This window comes from Pseudoalteromonas sp. DY56-GL22 (assembly GCF_041414715.1).
GTDB classification, from domain to species: domain Bacteria; phylum Pseudomonadota; class Gammaproteobacteria; order Enterobacterales; family Alteromonadaceae; genus Pseudoalteromonas; species Pseudoalteromonas simplex.
Map to the genome: position 1 here is coordinate 1 of NZ_JANHZR010000003.1, position 16707 is coordinate 16707.

Annotated in this window: 14 protein-coding genes and 1 tRNA gene; 10 read left to right on the forward strand and 5 right to left on the reverse strand. The window is 39.9% G+C overall.

Translation table 11 applies throughout. The features are described from left to right. Position 1: 1 nt before the first annotated feature. Positions 2–77, reverse strand: a tRNA-Phe gene (locus tag NO991_RS07920). Positions 78–336: 259 nt separating this feature from the next. Here NO991_RS07920 and NO991_RS07925 point away from each other — a divergent pair. Further along, complete coding sequence (locus tag NO991_RS07925; protein WP_194441746.1) at positions 337–3099, forward strand: ATP-binding protein; 2763 nt, start codon at positions 337–339, stop codon at positions 3097–3099. Between the two features lie 49 nt (positions 3100–3148). On the opposite strand, the gene NO991_RS07930 is transcribed toward NO991_RS07925, so the two are convergent. Further along, entirely contained in the window at positions 3149–3421 is a 273-nt protein-coding gene (locus NO991_RS07930; protein ID WP_036970432.1) for an oxidative damage protection protein, read from the reverse strand. Positions 3422–3436: 15 nt separating this feature from the next. After that, the gene (gene mutY / locus NO991_RS07935; protein WP_371351927.1) at positions 3437–4513 is read right to left on the reverse strand and encodes an A/G-specific adenine glycosylase; all 1077 of its coding nucleotides are present in this window, start codon (positions 4511–4513) and stop codon (positions 3437–3439) included. 218 nt (positions 4514–4731) lie between these two features. Between mutY and trmB the strand changes: the two genes are divergently transcribed. The 5 genes from trmB (at position 4732) to arcA (ending at position 9588) form a co-directional block, all read left to right on the forward strand. Beyond that, positions 4732–5457, forward strand: coding sequence for a tRNA (guanosine(46)-N7)-methyltransferase TrmB (trmB, locus tag NO991_RS07940; protein WP_054551299.1), 726 nt, complete (start codon positions 4732–4734; stop codon positions 5455–5457). Positions 5458–5473: 16 nt separating this feature from the next. Next, complete coding sequence (gene rsmC / locus NO991_RS07945; RefSeq protein ID WP_371351928.1) at positions 5474–6502, forward strand: 16S rRNA (guanine(1207)-N(2))-methyltransferase RsmC; 1029 nt, start codon at positions 5474–5476, stop codon at positions 6500–6502. Between the two features lie 120 nt (positions 6503–6622). Continuing rightward, complete coding sequence (locus NO991_RS07950; protein ID WP_371351929.1) at positions 6623–8245, forward strand: ATP-binding protein; 1623 nt, start codon at positions 6623–6625, stop codon at positions 8243–8245. After that, entirely contained in the window at positions 8242–8766 is a 525-nt protein-coding gene (locus NO991_RS07955) for a YfiR family protein (RefSeq protein ID WP_240920985.1), read from the forward strand. Before NO991_RS07950 ends, NO991_RS07955 begins: the two co-directional genes overlap by 4 nt. Positions 8767–8871: 105 nt before the next feature. Next, positions 8872–9588, forward strand: a complete 717-nt coding sequence (gene arcA / locus NO991_RS07960) for a two-component system response regulator ArcA (RefSeq protein ID WP_054551295.1) — start codon at positions 8872–8874, stop codon at positions 9586–9588. Between the two features lie 6 nt (positions 9589–9594). Here arcA and arcB read toward each other — a convergent pair whose 3' ends face one another. Further along, positions 9595–11922 (reverse strand): aerobic respiration two-component sensor histidine kinase ArcB, encoded by a 2328-nt coding sequence (arcB, locus tag NO991_RS07965; RefSeq protein WP_138602046.1) that lies wholly within the window; start codon positions 11920–11922, stop codon positions 9595–9597. A 174-nt stretch (positions 11923–12096) separates the two neighbouring features. Here arcB and folE2 point away from each other — a divergent pair, with 174 nt between their 5' ends. The 4 genes from folE2 to NO991_RS07985 all read left to right on the forward strand — a co-directional run bounded on the left by folE2 (position 12097) and on the right by NO991_RS07985 (position 15455). Continuing rightward, a complete protein-coding gene (folE2, locus tag NO991_RS07970; protein WP_187490254.1) occupies positions 12097–13017 on the forward strand; it encodes a GTP cyclohydrolase FolE2 in 921 nt (306 codons plus the stop codon). An 81-nt stretch (positions 13018–13098) separates the two neighbouring features. After that, positions 13099–13692 (forward strand): DUF2726 domain-containing protein, encoded by a 594-nt coding sequence (locus NO991_RS07975; RefSeq protein ID WP_054551292.1) that lies wholly within the window; start codon positions 13099–13101, stop codon positions 13690–13692. A 103-nt stretch (positions 13693–13795) separates the two neighbouring features. Then, positions 13796–14503: a 5'-methylthioadenosine/S-adenosylhomocysteine nucleosidase gene (mtnN, locus tag NO991_RS07980; RefSeq protein ID WP_055022305.1), complete on the forward strand. Its 708-nt coding sequence runs from the start codon at positions 13796–13798 to the stop codon at positions 14501–14503. Between the two features lies 1 nt (position 14504). Further along, positions 14505–15455, forward strand: a complete 951-nt coding sequence (locus tag NO991_RS07985; RefSeq protein WP_300418776.1) for a cobalamin biosynthesis protein — start codon at positions 14505–14507, stop codon at positions 15453–15455. Positions 15456–15505: 50 nt separating this feature from the next. Here NO991_RS07985 and tyrS read toward each other — a convergent pair whose 3' ends face one another. Next, complete coding sequence (tyrS, locus tag NO991_RS07990) at positions 15506–16705, reverse strand: tyrosine--tRNA ligase (RefSeq protein ID WP_199530051.1); 1200 nt, start codon at positions 16703–16705, stop codon at positions 15506–15508. Positions 16706–16707 lie beyond the last annotated feature (2 nt).

Sequence of the window (16707 nt, forward strand, 5' to 3'; positions counted from 1 at the left end):
ATGGTGCCCAGAGGCGGAATCGAACCACCGACACGAGGATTTTCAATCCTCTGCTCTACCGACTGAGCTATCTGGGCGTGCGGCGTATTAAACGGGTTTTGCCTTCTCAAGTCAACTTTTTTTTGAGGATTCTAACTGTTTGCACAGTTTTCAATCAAGATTGCTGATTTCAATAGTTTTTAGCTTATTTAACCAACAACTTTTATGCTTTTAAATTGACTCTCATCATAAAAGAGTTACCTCTGTTAAAAACGTGATGAATTTTTCTTCACAGATGGTAGGATTGTCTAAATATCAAGGAAATGTACCTAGCTGTAAAATTGTTGGATAAGAACCATGCCAAGTAAATCGAATTCACCTGTAAAAGGCTTACTACCGCTTTTTATAATTACGAATCTCGTCATCACCCTGTTAGCGGTCGTTGCTTTTTCGTTTTATCCAACTAATGATGAAGCACCAGTAAAAGAGTTGCAGCCAAATTTAACGGCCATTCAAGTTTCAAATCAATTGCGTGCCCCCCTTGTTAGTGCTTTAACAATGCCAGGGCAAGATAAAGTAAAAGAAGTACTGGATTTAAGCTTACTTCTTAATACTGGCTTTGATTACTATTTATATAGATACGAGTTTAACGGTGATGTTTCTTTAGTTTATGCAAACAACAAAGAGCTTATTCAACCCACTAAAGTCAATCAACAACTAGCTGAAAAAACACTAATACATACTGTTCTTGAATTTAATGACCAGCCTGTTGGCGAGTTAATTGTGAAACAACACCCTATTGAGCAGCCTATTACACAATCTTCTGTGCTTTCAATCGGTCTTGCTGGCTTAACGCTTCTAGCTTTAATTATATTATCTGTTGCGCTGAGTATTTTTATCAATAAGCGTTTTAGTAAAAGTAGTTCATCGTTAAATAAAGAGCTAAAAGCTATTACTGACAATGCGGACTACCAAGGGCAAGTAACTGAAACCCTTGACTTTGGCCTAGACTCTGTCGCAAAGCATGTAAATCAATTACTTAAAAAAGTTGAATCAGCAATTACCGAGAACAAAGCAGCACAAGCTGATTTGCAAAAATTACAAAACAGCCTAGAGACAGAGGTACAAAATCGTACTCTCGCTCTTGAGCAAGCAACTCTAAAAGCTGAACAAGCAAACGAAACTAAAACCACTTTCTTGGCTACCATGAGCCATGAGATTCGCACCCCAATGAACGGTGTTATTGGCACAATTGATTTACTTCGCCAAACAGAGCTTGATGGGGCGCAACATAGACTAAGTACAATTATTCGTGATTCTGCATTTTCGTTATTAGGGATATTAGATGACATTCTCGATTTCTCGAAAATCGAAGCGGGTAAATTAAATATCGATAACATTCCTTTTTCAGTATCTGACACGATTGAAGAAGTTGCCCGTGTTTTATCATCGGTTGCCAAAAAGCGTGACCTTGAGCTAGAGCTCGCTATTGCGCCCGATATCCCAACAAACCTAATTGGCGACACAGTACGAGTTCGCCAAGTACTTTACAATCTATGTAGTAATGCAATTAAGTTCACTAGCACAGACGACAAGCAAAAAGGTCATGTAAAAATTTCGGTGGAGGTTGCACAAAACACCACTGATCACTACACATTACGCTTTAGTGTATTAGATAACGGTAAAGGGATGACGCAAGCGCAGCTTCGCGAAATATTTAATCCATTTATTCAAGCTGAAGGGTCAATAACCCGCGAATACGGTGGCACAGGGTTAGGTTTATCGATTTGTAAAAGCTTAACCGAACTAATGTTGGGTACAATTTCTGTAACCAGTGACTTAGGTATTGGCAGTGAGTTTGTCGTTGAATTACCTTTTAGTACACAAGGTAAAGTTGATTATGCTCACAAACAAGTCATGAAAGATCAAAGAGTTGTTGTGGTCTCTAATCATGACGGTCGAAAAAAACTACTGACACGTTATTTATCATTTATGGGGGCAACACCAGTTATCGCCCAAAACAATGAGCAAATTGAAGTTGAGCAGGACCGAAAAGAGCTGATTTGGATCCTTGATGGGATCGAAACCATGGAAGATATTAACTATATCTTACGTCGCTTACTTTACACTTTAGAAGATAATAATCAGCAAGTTATCGTCTTAAGTAGATTAGATGAAGCTGCCGTAAATCATAAGAATATTTTTTATCTAAATGCAGTACCATTATGTAAGTCAAACTTTATGATGTCACTTCTCGTAGCAGCTGGGTTACATAAGCCTAAACAAATTTCTTCTACCAAATCATTTAACGACTACCTAAGTGTTGATAAGGCTCGTGAAGAAAACAAGTTAGTACTTCTTGTTGAAGATAACGTGCTAAATCAGCAAGTGCTGACCGATCAGCTACATCTACTAGGCTATGGTGTTGAAATGGCTGAAAATGGTGAGAAAGGTTTAGAAGCATGGCGTGAAGGTAAGCACTCTATTATCTTAACTGATTTACACATGCCAAAAATGTCTGGTTACGATATGGTAGAAAAAATACGCCATGAAGCATCGCAACTTGAAGATATCAACGCCCAGCCTTATGTAATTGCTATAACAGCTAATGCGCTTAAAGGTGAAAAAGAGCGTTGTTTAAGCATAGGCATGAACGATTACATTACAAAACCTGTTGAGCTAAATGTGCTTGAAGGAACACTTCATAAATGTGCTTATAAAGCAAACCCAGAAGCTGCAAAATTGGAAAGTAAAAAACTTACAACACCAATTGATATGGATGTGCTAGGTAAATATGTCAATGATGAAGCGAAGAAGCTACGTTTCTTTAAGATGTATTTAGAACAGAGTAATCAACTCAGTAAAGAGGTAAACGCTGGGGTTATAGAATATGATTTAGATAAAATTATTACTTCTTGCCATCAGCTAAAGTCAATTTCGAAAACCATAGGAGCAATGAAGGTTGCTGAGCTTGCCGCTGGATTTGAACAAACCTGCAAAGAAGGCGAGCCTACAAGCGACGAATTAATTGCACTTAGAGATAGTTTCGAAATTGAATACTCTAAGGTGGCTCAGTTCTTAAAAGAACAAATTAACAAAGCCGAACAAGAAGCTGAATAATACAGATCAAAAAGGGCCATTACGGCCCTTTTTACTTTTGATTATGCGCTTATTTTTCTGGTGGACGGTAGCCTTCTATTTCTACGTCTTTACCTTCAAATAAGAAACCCACCATTTGCTCTTCTAAAAAAGCACGGTGCTCTGGGTCCATCATGTTCAGGTGTTTTTCGTTGATCAGCATTGTTTGCTTGTGTTGCCATTGGCCCCACGCTTCTTTACTGATGTTGTTGAAAATCTTTTCACCAAGCTCACCTGGGTATAGTTGGAAGCCTAAGCCTTCAGCTTCTTTTTGTAACTTTTGACAAAATACTGTACGTGCCATAATTGCTCTCTACTCTTATTGCGTGGTGCTATTGTAATCTATTGCGCTTAATTGTTTAACCAGCTTTTTCGTTGGTGCAGCAAGACCAACCTCAACAGACTCATCAAGCGGATACCAAACCAGTTGTCGTTCATTAATGAGATCTGGAATGCTCGGCAAGGTTAAAACATGTGGATTGATGGTTAGCTCAAAATGCGAAAATACATGGGTAAAGGCTTCAAGTGCTTGCGTATTGTTTGATAAACCATGCTGGGCTAAAAATGTTTCTAACTCAGTTAATTCGTTAAACTCAAAAAAGCCAAACAATCCACCCCATATCCCTGAGCTTGGGCGCTTTTCCATAAGCACTTTATTGTCGCAGGCTAGAATGAGCTGATGGCATGACTTTTTCGGTACAGCTTTTTTAGGCTTTGAATGCGGGAACTCTTTTACTTTACCTTCTTTAAAAGCAAGGCATTTACTATTCAAAGGACAAGGCTCACAGTCAAACTTACTACGTGAACAAAGGCTTGCACCTAAATCCATCATTGCCTGATTAAACTCAGTAACCGACTCTTTAGGCGTTAATTGCGATGATAATGACCAAAGTTGATTTTCGACCTTTTTCACTCCGTACCAGCCTTCAACCATAAAAAAGCGTGCTAGCACTCGTTTAACATTGCCATCTAAAATTGGATGATGTTGACCAAGCGATAAAGACAAGATAGCCCCTGCCGTTGAACGACCAATACCCGGCAAGTCCATAACTTCTTCAAGCGTAGTTGGAAACTCACCTTGGTAGTTATCACGGACTATTTTTGCAGTTTTATGTAAGTTACGCGCTCGGGCGTAGTAGCCAAGGCCAGTCCAATGGTGTAACACCTGATCTTCATCGGCATTAGCAAGCGCAATAATGTCAGGAAAGCTTTGCATAAACTTTTCAAAGTATGGAATAACAGTCACCACTTGAGTCTGCTGTAGCATGACCTCAGAGATCCATACCTTATAAGGGGTTTTATTTAACTGCCAAGGGAGAGTTTTACGGCCGTGAAGGTGGTACCAGTCAACCACTTGGTTTGCAAACCAAGTTGACTCCTTATTGCTTAAATTCAAAATAACATCTTTACTTGCTGAAGCTCATTGCGGCCAAGTCTATTGCAGTTGGTTAGGCCAAGCAAGTCGAACAGCCCCTACTTTGCCTAAATAGCTAGCATATGGCTGCAATATTAATCTCATAAGATAAACAAGCCCAGACTATTGTACTCAAGGCGCAGGTCAGGGATAATACGCACCCTTTTTCTATCGTCAGTATTTTTATCAGGCCAAAATATATGAGTGACTCAAGTAACCCAAACCTCGAGCAAGCAAAGCAAGAGGGTAAATACATCCGCACGATTCGTAGTTTCGTAAAGCGCGAAGGTCGCCTCACAAAAGGCCAAGCGGCAGCCATCGAGAAGTGTTGGCCAACGATGGGCCTTGAGCATAAAAATGGCATGCTAAACCTAAAAGAAGTGTTTGGTAACGATAACGATGTGGTACTAGAAATCGGTTTTGGTATGGGTAAATCGCTAGTCGAAATGGCTAAAAACGCACCAGAGCTTAACTTCATCGGTATTGAAGTTCACCGCCCAGGTGTAGGTGCCTGTTTAATGGATGCCGACGAAGCAGGTGTAACAAACTTACGCGTATTCGAACACGATGCAGTTGAAGTTCTAGCTGATTGTATTGCCGATGAAAGCTTATCTAAGCTGCAATTATTCTTCCCTGATCCATGGCATAAAAAACGTCACCATAAGCGTCGTATCGTACAACCAGAGTTTGCACAAAAGTTACGTAGCAAATTAAAAATTGGCGGTGTTTTCCATATGGCGACTGACTGGGAAAATTATGCTGAGCATATGCTTGAAGTAATGCAAGTTGCTGAAGGTTACAAAAACCAATCAGAAACTAACGATTACGTTCCTCGCCCAGATTCACGTCCACTGACAAAATTTGAGCAGCGCGGTCACCGTTTAGGTCACGGCGTATGGGATCTAATGTTTGAGCGTACTAAGTAACAAAAGGTAAAGCAGCATGAGTAAGTTAACCAACCCAAGTTTATTATTGCTTCGAAATGAAGACGAACTTGTTGGACAATCGATTTTAGTGGTTAACTTTGAGCAAGATGGCTTCTTACGCGAACTTAAAACGCTAAACCCTGAAGCAAAAATTACTGCGTTCAGTTATAACCACGCAAATGCCATGTATGCTAGCAGAATTGCCGGTGTACATGCTGTGGTTAGCCACACTATTCCAGATAATAACTACGATTTAGTTATCTATTATTACCCAAAAGCTAAGCCCGAAGCACAAATGTGCCTCGATAACATTCGTGCTGTTTGTCATCAAGACGCGCAACTATTTGTGGTAGGTGAAAATAAAAGCGGTGTTAAATCAGCAGAGAAACAACTAAAAGATCACTGTGGTTTTAGTAACAAAATCGATAGTGCCAAGCACTGTATTTTGTATTTATTCTCTGAGCTTACGCTAAACGATAACTTTGCTATCGGTCGTTATCATAAGCAATTTCAAGTGAAAGCCGGCGATATTGAATTTACGGCGATTAGTGTGCCGGGCGTATTTAACCACGGTGCGCTTGATGTAGGTACCGCGGTACTTCTAAATAATGCGCCAAGTATTAGCAAGGGTAAAGTGCTCGACTTTGCATGTGGCGCAGGCATTATTGCTACTTATTTAGGAAAAAAGCAGCCTGAGCTTGAGTTTGTATGTAGCGATGTAAGTGCTCTTGCTACTTACGCCACAGAGCAAACACTTGCATTAAATAACCTTAAAGGCCAAGCGGTATTAAGTGATGGCTTATCTGATATTAATGGTAAATTCGACTTAATTATCAGTAACCCTCCTTTCCACACCGGTATTGCCACTGATTACACCATTGCCGAGGCATTTCTTAGCTCTGCAAAGCAACACTTGAGTAAGCAAGGTAAACTGACCATAGTTGCAAACAGCTTCTTAAAATACCCACCTATTTTAGAAGCGCAATTTGGCCAATACAGTACCGATTTCAAAAATACAAAATTTGCAGTTTACTCAGCTAAATAAAAGTTGAGTAAATAGCTTATTCGTAGCAAAAATATTTTTTAAAATATTTAGTTACTTTTAAATGTCTTTGCTAGACTAAACTCTTACTAATAAAATAAAAATTTAGGCTTTCTATAGCGCATGTTAATTTTATCGGCACAAACGAGTATTCGTAAGGCATTAACTAATGCGGTTATGCTTGTTACTGCGTTGTGCTTGTCTTTGTCTATCTCTATTTCGACCTATCTAGATGTAAAAGAACAAAAAGCCTTAATTGTCGATAAAATAACTATTCTATCTGAAATTATTGCATATAACGCCCAGGTCACAGTGTTATTTGATGATAACGAAACTGAAACAGAGCGCCTAAAATCTTTCGAGACAGTGCCGCTCATTAAAAACATTCACATATACGCAATTGACGAATTATCGAATGAGCCTGTTTTTTTCAGCAGCTTTAACGCCAATAGAACTCCGCCAGTTCCTATCAAAGTAAACAGTATCAGCGAGCTGTCTGAGCCAAAGTTTAAAGATGATGTAATAGAATTAATAAAACCAATCAAATATGAAGGAGAAGTGATTGGCTATGCCTATGTTCGTGGTGGCTTAGATAGGCTCAATCAGTATATTAACCGTAAAATCTTTATTGATATTTTACTAACCCTATTTGTTTTAGTGTTGGTATATTTTGTTGCTCTGCGTATTCAAAAACGTATTGCGAACCCAATTGATGAACTGAGTAACTTGCTTCAAGATGTGTCAAAAAACCATAACTATGACACTCGCGCACAAAAAACTAATGTCGATGAAATTAATCAGCTTTCTAGCAGCTTAAATATCATGCTTGCCCGAACCCAAAAGCAAATCGAGCGCCACGAAAAAGACAAACAAGAAATAAAACAGCTTAACCAAAGCCTTGAAGAGAAAGTAAATCAACGTACTATTGCCTTGCGTGAGGCTAACCAAGAACTACTCAATACACTTGAGCGTATGCATCAATACCAAAATCAAATAGTAGAAAATGAAAAAATGGCCTCTTTAGGGCAAATGGTTGCAGGTGTAGCCCATGAGGTAAATACACCTATCGGCTTAGGTATTACGGGTTCAACTTTGCTGCGTGACAAGCTGGCAGAAATCAACGCGCAGTTTGAGCAAAAAACACTCACCTCAGCACATTTAAAACGCTTTATAACTGATGGCATTGAAAATCTAGATCTTATCTATCGCAACTTAAACCGAGCCGCAGAGCTAGTCTCAAGCTTTAAGAAAGTGGCAGTTAATCAAGATGTCGAAATAACCACTAACGTAAACTTATATAATTTATTAAATGATGTGATTATGTCGATGCGCTCAGAAATGCAATATCGCAATCCTAAAATCACGATTAACTGCAATAATGACTTTAGTATTGAGACTAAATCGGGACCATTACAGCAGGTGTTACAGCAGTTATTGAGTAACTCTGTGATCCATGGTTTTAGCGACGAGCTTGATAACGAGATCACCTTTAACGTTGAGCGCAATGAAAGCAGCTTTATTATTCACTATTTCGATAATGGCGTTGGTGTTGAAAAGACGATTCGAAAACGTATTTTCGACCCATTTGTGACAACCAAACGAGGCGAAGGTGGAAGTGGACTAGGTATGCATTTAGTTTATAACCTGGTAACCCAAGCCTTAGGCGGTACAATAATTCACGATGAGTTAAATACCGAGGGTGCTCATTTTATTATTACTCTCCCCTTATCTGAAGGTAATGCATGATGAAAATCATATGTTGCCTTTTTGCTTTTGTTATTTACGCCACCCCGAGTTTTGCAAAATCACCAGAACAAGTAAAATCGGCGTTTTTATATCAAATTGCTAAGTTCACTAAGTTTAATGAAAGCATGGATCCTCCACCTATTTCTTTCTGTTTTTATAATGTAGAAACAGGGCCTGGGTCGTTCCTAAAGGACAAAAGTGAACTGCAAATTAACAAAAAACCTATCAACGTTATTTTAGTGAAAAAAACTCAGCAAATTTCTGAACTTTCTCAGATTTGTGATATCACATACATTGATGAAACATTAGAAAATGATATACTTCCACTTTGGACCGATACAATTTCATTAAATACTTTAACGATAGGTGAAAGTATTCGCTTTTTAGAGAAAGGCGGAATAGCCTCTCTGGTTCAAGAAGGAAATAAAATCCGACTGTATATCAATAAGCAGCACGTATTGCAGCATAACTTTAAAGTGCAATCTCGATTGTTAGCTATGGCTAAGTTTTATCCAAATTGATTTTACTTGTTAACAATTGGATCTAATCCTATAATCTCTAGTATTCGGTTTTGCTTGATAATACCGAATTTTTGTAAATAAAATTTCCGAAAAGGTTAATATACAATGCAAACGCCAGTCATTCTGATCGTAGAGGATGAAGACGTAACTCGACTAAACCTCGTTAGTTTATTTGAAGCCGAAGGTTACAAAGTTATTGAAGCCATTGATGGCGATGATATGCATGACAAGCTTACAAATAATGATGATGTGAACCTTGTAGTTATGGATATCAACCTACCAGGTAAAAACGGGCTTATTTTAGCGCGTGAATTACGTCAAAAACGTAATGTTGGTTTAATTTTCTTAACAGGTCGTGACAACGACGTTGATCGCATTTTAGGTCTTGAAATTGGTGCTGATGATTACATCACAAAACCATTCAACCCTCGCGAATTAACTATTCGTGCTCGTAACCTTATTTCGCGCACAGCATTAGGTGGCGAAGAAGCGAATATCGAAACAAATGGTGTTATTACATTTAACGGTTGGGAACTTGACGAAAACAGCCGTTGCTTAACATCTCCAAGTGGCGACGCTAAGCGTTTACCTAAAGGTGAATACCGCGCACTTCGTTTAATGCTCGATTCACCGGGCCGTATTTTCAGCCGTGAGCAATTAATTAAGCACATGACTGGCCGTGAGCTTCGCGCAAATGACCGCACTGTAGACGTAACCATTCGTCGTATCAGAAAACACTTTGAAAGCGATAACAGCACCTCTGAGCTGATCAGCACCATCCATGGTGAAGGCTATCGTTTCATTGGTAAAATCGACAGCTAATTAGAATTAATCTTCTAACTGTTGTAAGAATAATTGGAGGGCGTCACGCCCTTCATTTATTTTAACTGCAAGTTCATCAAGCCACTGTTGTAACTCTTCACTACTTTCTTCAAGCGCGCCGTGTTCCATCTTCTTAGCATGTAACTGCACATCGTTTAAGCCTACAGAGCCAGCTGCACCTTTCAATTTATGCGCCACCGATTTGTATTCTTCTCTATCATCTTCAGCTAACGCATCTGCTAGCTCAGTTTGATACTGAGGGTTTAACTTATTAAATAACTCACAGCTACGATTAAAAATAACCAGCCCCATTGAGCCTACAAAGTCTTCGATGGTTTCTATATCGAGAAGCTCAACACGTATACCCGATAAGTCTTTTTCCGTCACGGCTTTAATTGGCTCAGGCTGACAATTTTGTTGCTGTTTGATATCAAATAGCTCGCCGAGCATTTTATCGAGTTTTGTGGTGTTGATAGGCTTAGCGAGTGCACCTTGAATATTAATACCCGCAAGTTCTTCTTCGGCACTACGCACGTTGGCAGTCAAGGCAACGATTGGCAGCTTATCAAAGTGCTCATCATCACGAATTTGACGAGCAACTTCATCACCATTGATGTCTGGTAATTGCATATCAAGTAAAACGAGGTCTAAGTCATCTTCTGTGTAGACAAACGACAGCGCATCTTCACCAGTTTCAGCCCAAATAACTTCGTGGCCACGCTGCTCAAGTAAGTTGGTAGCAATCTCAGCATTTAGCGGCACATCTTCAACTAAAAGAATATTTAAGCTGCGTACCGCATAACTTTGCTCAGCTGGCGCAATACAAAGCTTAAGGGGAATTTCGACAACAAAAACACTGCCTTCACCTTCAGTACTGCTGACATTGATTTCACCTTTCATCGCAGTAACAAGTGCTTTAGTTACTGCAAGACCAATCCCTGAACCAATTGCATTGGTGCCTTTGATATCAGGTGCCTTATAGTACATGTCAAAAATACGGTGCAGCTGCTCTTGAGGAATGCCTTGACCGGTGTCGCTTACACGCATCACTAACCAAGGCCCATCAGCGCGATTCTCACGGCGACATTCAAGCTCAACATGACCCTGTTGGGTGAACTTAACCGCATTATTGATGAGATTCCAAACAACTTGACGTAAACGAGTCGGATCAAGTGACGCATAAACGTCTAACGTACCTTTGCGTTTAATATTGAACTCAAGCCCCTTTTGCTCAGCAATTAAGCCTGCAAAGTTCACCACATCATTTATAAAGTCGGCCACATTGACTGAGTCAGCAACAATATCAAGCTGCTCACGATCAATTTTATCCAAGTCGATAATATCGTTAAATATATTGCCAAGGGTTTCGGCGCTTGAGAATACCGTGTTACACCAACTACGTTGTTGTTTATCAAGTTCTGTATCTAGCAACATGCGGGTTAAACCCACTATACCGTTAAGCGGTGTTCTTAGTTCATGACTTAGAGTCGCAATGAATTTACCTTTATCTTTGTAAGCCGCTTCAAGGGCCTGAGCCGCCTCTTTACGACTGGTGATATCACGGCCAAAGGCAAGTAAACCAATGTACTCACCTTTTTCATTAATAAAGGGTAACTTACGCATCTCAAACCAACGCTTTTCACCATTAACAGGGTATTCAACGTCAAGTGTAAGAGCTTGGTGAGTTTGAGATACTTTTTTGTCGGTGCGAAGTACCTCCGGTAAATAATCACTTGGATAGATTTCTTCGACACTCTTGCCGATTAACTCATCGCTGCTTTTACCAATCACTTGTTCGAACATTTTATTACAGCCAGCAAACACACCATTGTTGTCGCGGTAATAAAACAAATCGGGAGATGAGTCGACAATAGAGCGTAATAGCATGCCTTGTTGAGCTAGTTCTTGTTGAGTTTTCTTACGCTCAGCAATTTCGCGTCTAAGTTCTTCTATTGCTCTGTGCTTAGCATGAAACGCCATTTTACGTTCATCAATCTCTTCGTTTAAGCGACTGATATTGTCTTTTAGTGTTTGATTGAGCAGTTTTTCTTGTTTGGTTGCGCTATCTAGATAACTATAAGATGCTTCTAACTGGCGAATAGAATTGAGCAGCACTGTTATTAATATCGGCGATACTACTGCGGTAAAAAACAACACAGCTAAAACATCAACTAAAGTTACCGTACCGACTGCTACATAATAAAACATGCACGATAAAATCAGCGACATGACCAGTAATAAGGCATAACAGGCAGCGGCAGTTTTAAACTCACCGTACTTAGAAATAAAGCTTGAGAGTGTGCGAGCCCAGGGACTCAAAGAAGAATCAATCATATATTAAAGCTTAGGCACATAATCGAAAAAAAACAGCATAGTTAATTTTATCACTATTCCTTTAGAAATATTCATATTGTGCGATAAACATAGAATTTTTTCATCAACGCCGCTTTTTTATATTTTTTCATGTAAAATACCGCGCTTTAATAATTGCAAAGAATGAGTATTACCATGCAAACCACAATGCCAGATATTGCTGATACGGCTCCCGCCTTACAAACAGGTAAATTAGACTGGGTTGGCATGGGCGAAATTGAACTTCCTTTCATTTTTGAAACTCGCAATATTGCCCCTGTAAACGTAATTGCCAAGGCACGCGCTTTTGTAAACTTGCATAAAGAAGACGCCAAAGGCATTCATATGTCGCGTTTATTTTTAGCCCTTGATACCTTATCAACCGAGCAGCAAGTTAATCCACAAACTCTCAAGCAAGCACTTGATGCCTTTATTAGCAGCCATGATGATTTAAGTGACCAAGCACAAATCGAATTTAAGTTTGAGCTACCACTGCGCCGAAAATCTTTATTAAGTGGCAAAGTAGGTTGGAAAAACTACCCGATTCATCTGATCGCTAAGATCAACCAAGGCATTGTAAGCTTTGAGTTAATGGTTAATGTCACTTACTCGTCAACATGCCCATGTTCAGCGGCTCTTGCTCGTCAATTAATTCAAAATGCCTTTAGCGAAAAGTTTGCAGAGCAAAATGTTGATAAGCAAACTGTTTTAGAATGGCTAGGCACAACTGACGGGATTGTAGCTACACCACACTCACAGCGTTCAATCGCCAACGTGAAAGTAAAACTCGACAGCCAAATTGACAGCTTTGATGTGGTTGGCTTAATTGATGCTTTAGAAACTGAGCTAAAAACGCCAGTACAAGCGGCGGTTAAACGTGAAGATGAGCAAGAGTTTGCCCGCTTAAATGGTCAAAACCTCATGTTCTGCGAAGATGCTGCACGTAAAATTAAAGGCTTACTTGAACAGCATAACTACGCAGATTACTGGCTACAAATAAACCACTACGAATCACTTCATGCCCATGACGCGGTAGCAATCGCTGTTAAAGGGGTTGCTGGCGGATACACGGCTTAAAAATTTCGGGTAGCTCCATACAGTTAGGCACGCTAATTGCTATTAGTTTTCAGTGTCAATTTGTTGTTGTGGAGTTACCGTATGGAATTCGCTTTATTATCAATTTTAGTATTAGTCGTCGTAGCCTCTGTTGTTGCGTCAAAGTTTACCGATGAAGGCGGAAACCCTTACCCTTTCACTCGTAAGCAAACTGTTTTTACGCAAGTTGAGAGTGCTTTTTTACACCTGCTAGAACGTGCTGTAGGTGACCAGTACAAAATCGTCAGCCGTGTTAAACTGATTGATTTAATCGACTGTAAGCAAGGCTTATCTGTCAAAGCTAAACGTGCTGCAATGGCTAAAGCCAAAAACAAACAGTTAGATTACGTGCTTATCGACAAGGACAAACTTAGCATTGTTGCCGCTGTTGATTTAGTAAATAACACCAACCGCGACGGCCATAAAGCACAACGTGACTGGTTTGTCAGTGGCGCGTTAGAAGCGGCAGGCATTCCGCATATTCGTATGAAAGTAAAATCAGGCTATCAACCAAGAGAAGTGCGTGACGCTATCATGTTTAAACTTGGTAAACCTGCAGCAGCACCGGCAAGACCTGCACGCAATCGAGTAACTAAACCAGCAGTACTATCACCATCACAAGCAAAAGCACACTCAACGGCGCTTGCAGAAATATAGTCCGTCATAATATTGGCAAAAGCAGACTTTAAGGTCTGCTTTTTTGTTTGTTTTAGACATTTTTAGGTATAATCATCCTATTCAACCTAAGGAATCAAATATTATGCACGTTGGTATTATTGGCGCGATGGAGCCAGAAGTAAAAATCTTACGCGAAGCAATGGTAAACCCAAGCATCATGACTAAAGCTGGTTTTACCTTTTACACCGGTGAACTAGCGGGTAACACTGTTACTTTAGTTCAATCTGGTATTGGAAAAGTAGCTTCTGCAGTAGCAACGACACTACTAATCGACAACTTCAGCCCAGATTGTGTGATCAACACAGGTTCTGCAGGTGGTTTTGAGCCATCGCTAAATGTAGGTGATGTGGTTATTTCTTCAGAAGTTCGTCACCACGATGTAGACGTTACTGCATTCGGTTACGAAATCGGCCAAGTACCACAAATGCCAGCGGGCTTTACTGCGCACCCTAAATTGATTGAAGCGGCAGAGCAAAGCGTAAGCCAAATCAGCGATGTCAAAACCATGATTGGCCTAATTTGTACTGGTGATTCATTCATGTGTGACCCGGTAAGAATTGAAAAAACACGCGCAGAATTTCCAACTATGCTTGCAGTAGAAATGGAAGGTGCAGCAATTGCACAAGCTTGTCACGTGCTAGAAACACCATTTGTTGTTATTCGTTCAATGTCTGACATTGCTGGCAAAGAATCGCCGCAATCATTTGAAGAGTATATCGAAACTGCATCTATCAACTCATCTAAAATGGTTGTTGCTCTTTTAGAGAAGCTAACATCGGTGAGTTTATAAGGTGATTGCAAATATTGTTCAAAACCATTTGGACATTATTGTATTTTTTGTAGCGCTCTTAGCTGAGCGCTTCTTTCCTTTGGTTAGTTGGTATCATCCTAATACCTTTTTAACCGTTATTTTCTCTGCCCTCAGCGATCGTTTATACAACCCAACGAATCCTAAAAGCTATCAATATTTAGCCTCAACTTTGGCTTTTACACTCACCATTTTAGTGATAGTGACATTAGTTGTGCTGTTTTTAGAGTTTGCTTTTTACCCTGAGTTATTAAGTGGCTTAATTTTATATTTGTTACTCAGTAGCCGCGCGCAAGAGAAGAAATCATTACGTATTGCCAGATTGCTCAAGCTCAACCAAAAAGCGACTGCTAGAGAGCTACTCTCGAGCCTTGTTGCCCGTGATGTATCACGTTTATCGGCTTCTGGAATTTGTAAAGCAACCATGGAGTCACTGGTGTTACAAAGTGCGCGGCATTATTTTGCCGTTATATTCTTTTATCTACTTGGCGGCGCTATCCTTGCTTTAGTTTATCGCTTACTGACATTAATTCATCAAGCATGGCGAAAAAACCAAAAACCAAACAACCCGTTTTTGGCTACCATTGCTAAGTTACTATTTGTATTGGAGTGGTTACCCACTCGATTAGTCGCATTAACCATTGCAGCAACCAATGCCAGTAGACAGAGCATCCATTACATTAAGCACTATGGCAGACACTTTTATCAAACCAATACGGGTTGGCTGTTAAGTGTTACATCGGCTGCTCTACAAGTGCAATTAGGCGGCCCTGCCCTTTACCAAGGTGAGCGCTTTAATAAAATGCGTGTTGGTACTGATCGCTTGCCAGATGCCGATGATCTTCCCGCTTTAGTGAATCGTTTAAATCAAGCGAAAGCATTTTGGTTACTACTTATCATCGCCATTGAAGTGGCTACGCTGTTTATTAACTAAAAAAGGCACAAAAAAACCAGCCGCAGCTGGTTTTTATTCTGTTAGCTTATTTAAGCTAAGGTGATTTTAGCAAACTTACGTTTACCTACTTGGTAAATCTGTGTAGTGCCTTTAGCAACTTCAAGCTTAGTATCCGTTACTTTTTCTTCACCATTAATTTTTACAGCGCCTTGTTTAATCATACGCATTGCTTCTGACGTACTTGCAACAAGGTTCGCTTCTTTTAATAGATTAGTGATAAACACAGTGTCTTCAGCAATTGTTACTGTTACTTCAGGGATCTCATCTGGTAATGCATTCTTTTGGAAACGCTTGATGAAATCTTGATGAGCACCTTCGGCTGCTTCTTCGCTGTGGAAACGTGCAATCATTTCTTTGGCAAGCTCAATCTTAATGTCGCGCGGGTTTGCACCATCTGCAACACGTTGTTTAAGCGCTGCAATCTCTTCGATAGATAATGCACTTAATAAGTCATAGTAACGCCACATTAGCTCATCACTAATAGACATCACTTTACCAAACATGTCGTTAGGCTCATCAGTAATACCAATGTAATTACCTAATGACTTAGACATTTTCTGAACGCCATCAGTACCTTCAAGCAGTGGCATCATAAGTACTGTTTGTGGCTTTTGACCTTCGTCTTTTTGTAATTCACGACCCATTAATAGGTTAAAGCGTTGGTCTGTACCGCCAAGCTCAACATCAGCTTCTAATGCAACTGAGTCCCAACCTTGTACCAGTGGATATAAAAATTCGTGGATAGCAATTGATTGACCGTTGGCATAACGCTTTTTAAAGTCATCACGTTCTAGCATACGTGCTACTGTTTGACGCGCAGCCAGTTTAATCATACCTGCTGCACCTAAGTTCTCCATCCAAGTAGAGTTGAATGCAACTGTAGTTTTAGCAGGATCAAGAATCTTAAATACTTGCTCTTTATAGGTTTCAGCATTAGCTAATACATCTTCACGGGTTAACGGTTTACGCGTTACGTTTTTACCCGTCGGATCACCAATCATACCGGTGAAGTCACCGATCAAGAAAATCACTTCATGACCTAGGTCTTGGAAGGTTTTCATTTTGTTGATAAGAACTGTGTGACCTAAATGCAGATCAGGCGCAGTTGGATCGAAACCCGCTTTGATCTTAAGTTTCTTACCAGACTTTAGCTTTTCGACTAATTCGTCTTCAATTAATATCTCTTCTGCACCGCGTTTTATCTCAGCTAGAGCGGTTTGTAAATCCACTG

Bases quoted from the DNA above. Each gene is read 5' to 3' on its own strand.
- arcB (WP_138602046.1), bottom strand. From the start codon at position 11,922: ATGATTGATTCTTCTTTGAGTCCCTGGGCTCGCACACTCTCAAGCTTT.
- rsmC (WP_371351928.1), top strand. From the start codon at position 5,474: ATGAGTAAGTTAACCAACCCAAGTTTATTATTGCTTCGAAATGAAGAC.
- folE2 (WP_187490254.1), top strand. From the start codon at position 12,097: ATGCAAACCACAATGCCAGATATTGCTGATACGGCTCCCGCCTTACAA.
- NO991_RS07930 (WP_036970432.1), bottom strand. From the start codon at position 3,421: ATGGCACGTACAGTATTTTGTCAAAAGTTACAAAAAGAAGCTGAAGGC.
- arcA (WP_054551295.1), top strand. From the start codon at position 8,872: ATGCAAACGCCAGTCATTCTGATCGTAGAGGATGAAGACGTAACTCGA.
- NO991_RS07955 (WP_240920985.1), top strand. From the start codon at position 8,242: ATGATGAAAATCATATGTTGCCTTTTTGCTTTTGTTATTTACGCCACC.
- NO991_RS07925 (WP_194441746.1), top strand. From the start codon at position 337: ATGCCAAGTAAATCGAATTCACCTGTAAAAGGCTTACTACCGCTTTTT.
- mtnN (WP_055022305.1), top strand. From the start codon at position 13,796: ATGCACGTTGGTATTATTGGCGCGATGGAGCCAGAAGTAAAAATCTTA.
- trmB (WP_054551299.1), top strand. From the start codon at position 4,732: ATGAGTGACTCAAGTAACCCAAACCTCGAGCAAGCAAAGCAAGAGGGT.
- NO991_RS07975 (WP_054551292.1), top strand. From the start codon at position 13,099: ATGGAATTCGCTTTATTATCAATTTTAGTATTAGTCGTCGTAGCCTCT.
- NO991_RS07950 (WP_371351929.1), top strand. From the start codon at position 6,623: ATGTTAATTTTATCGGCACAAACGAGTATTCGTAAGGCATTAACTAAT.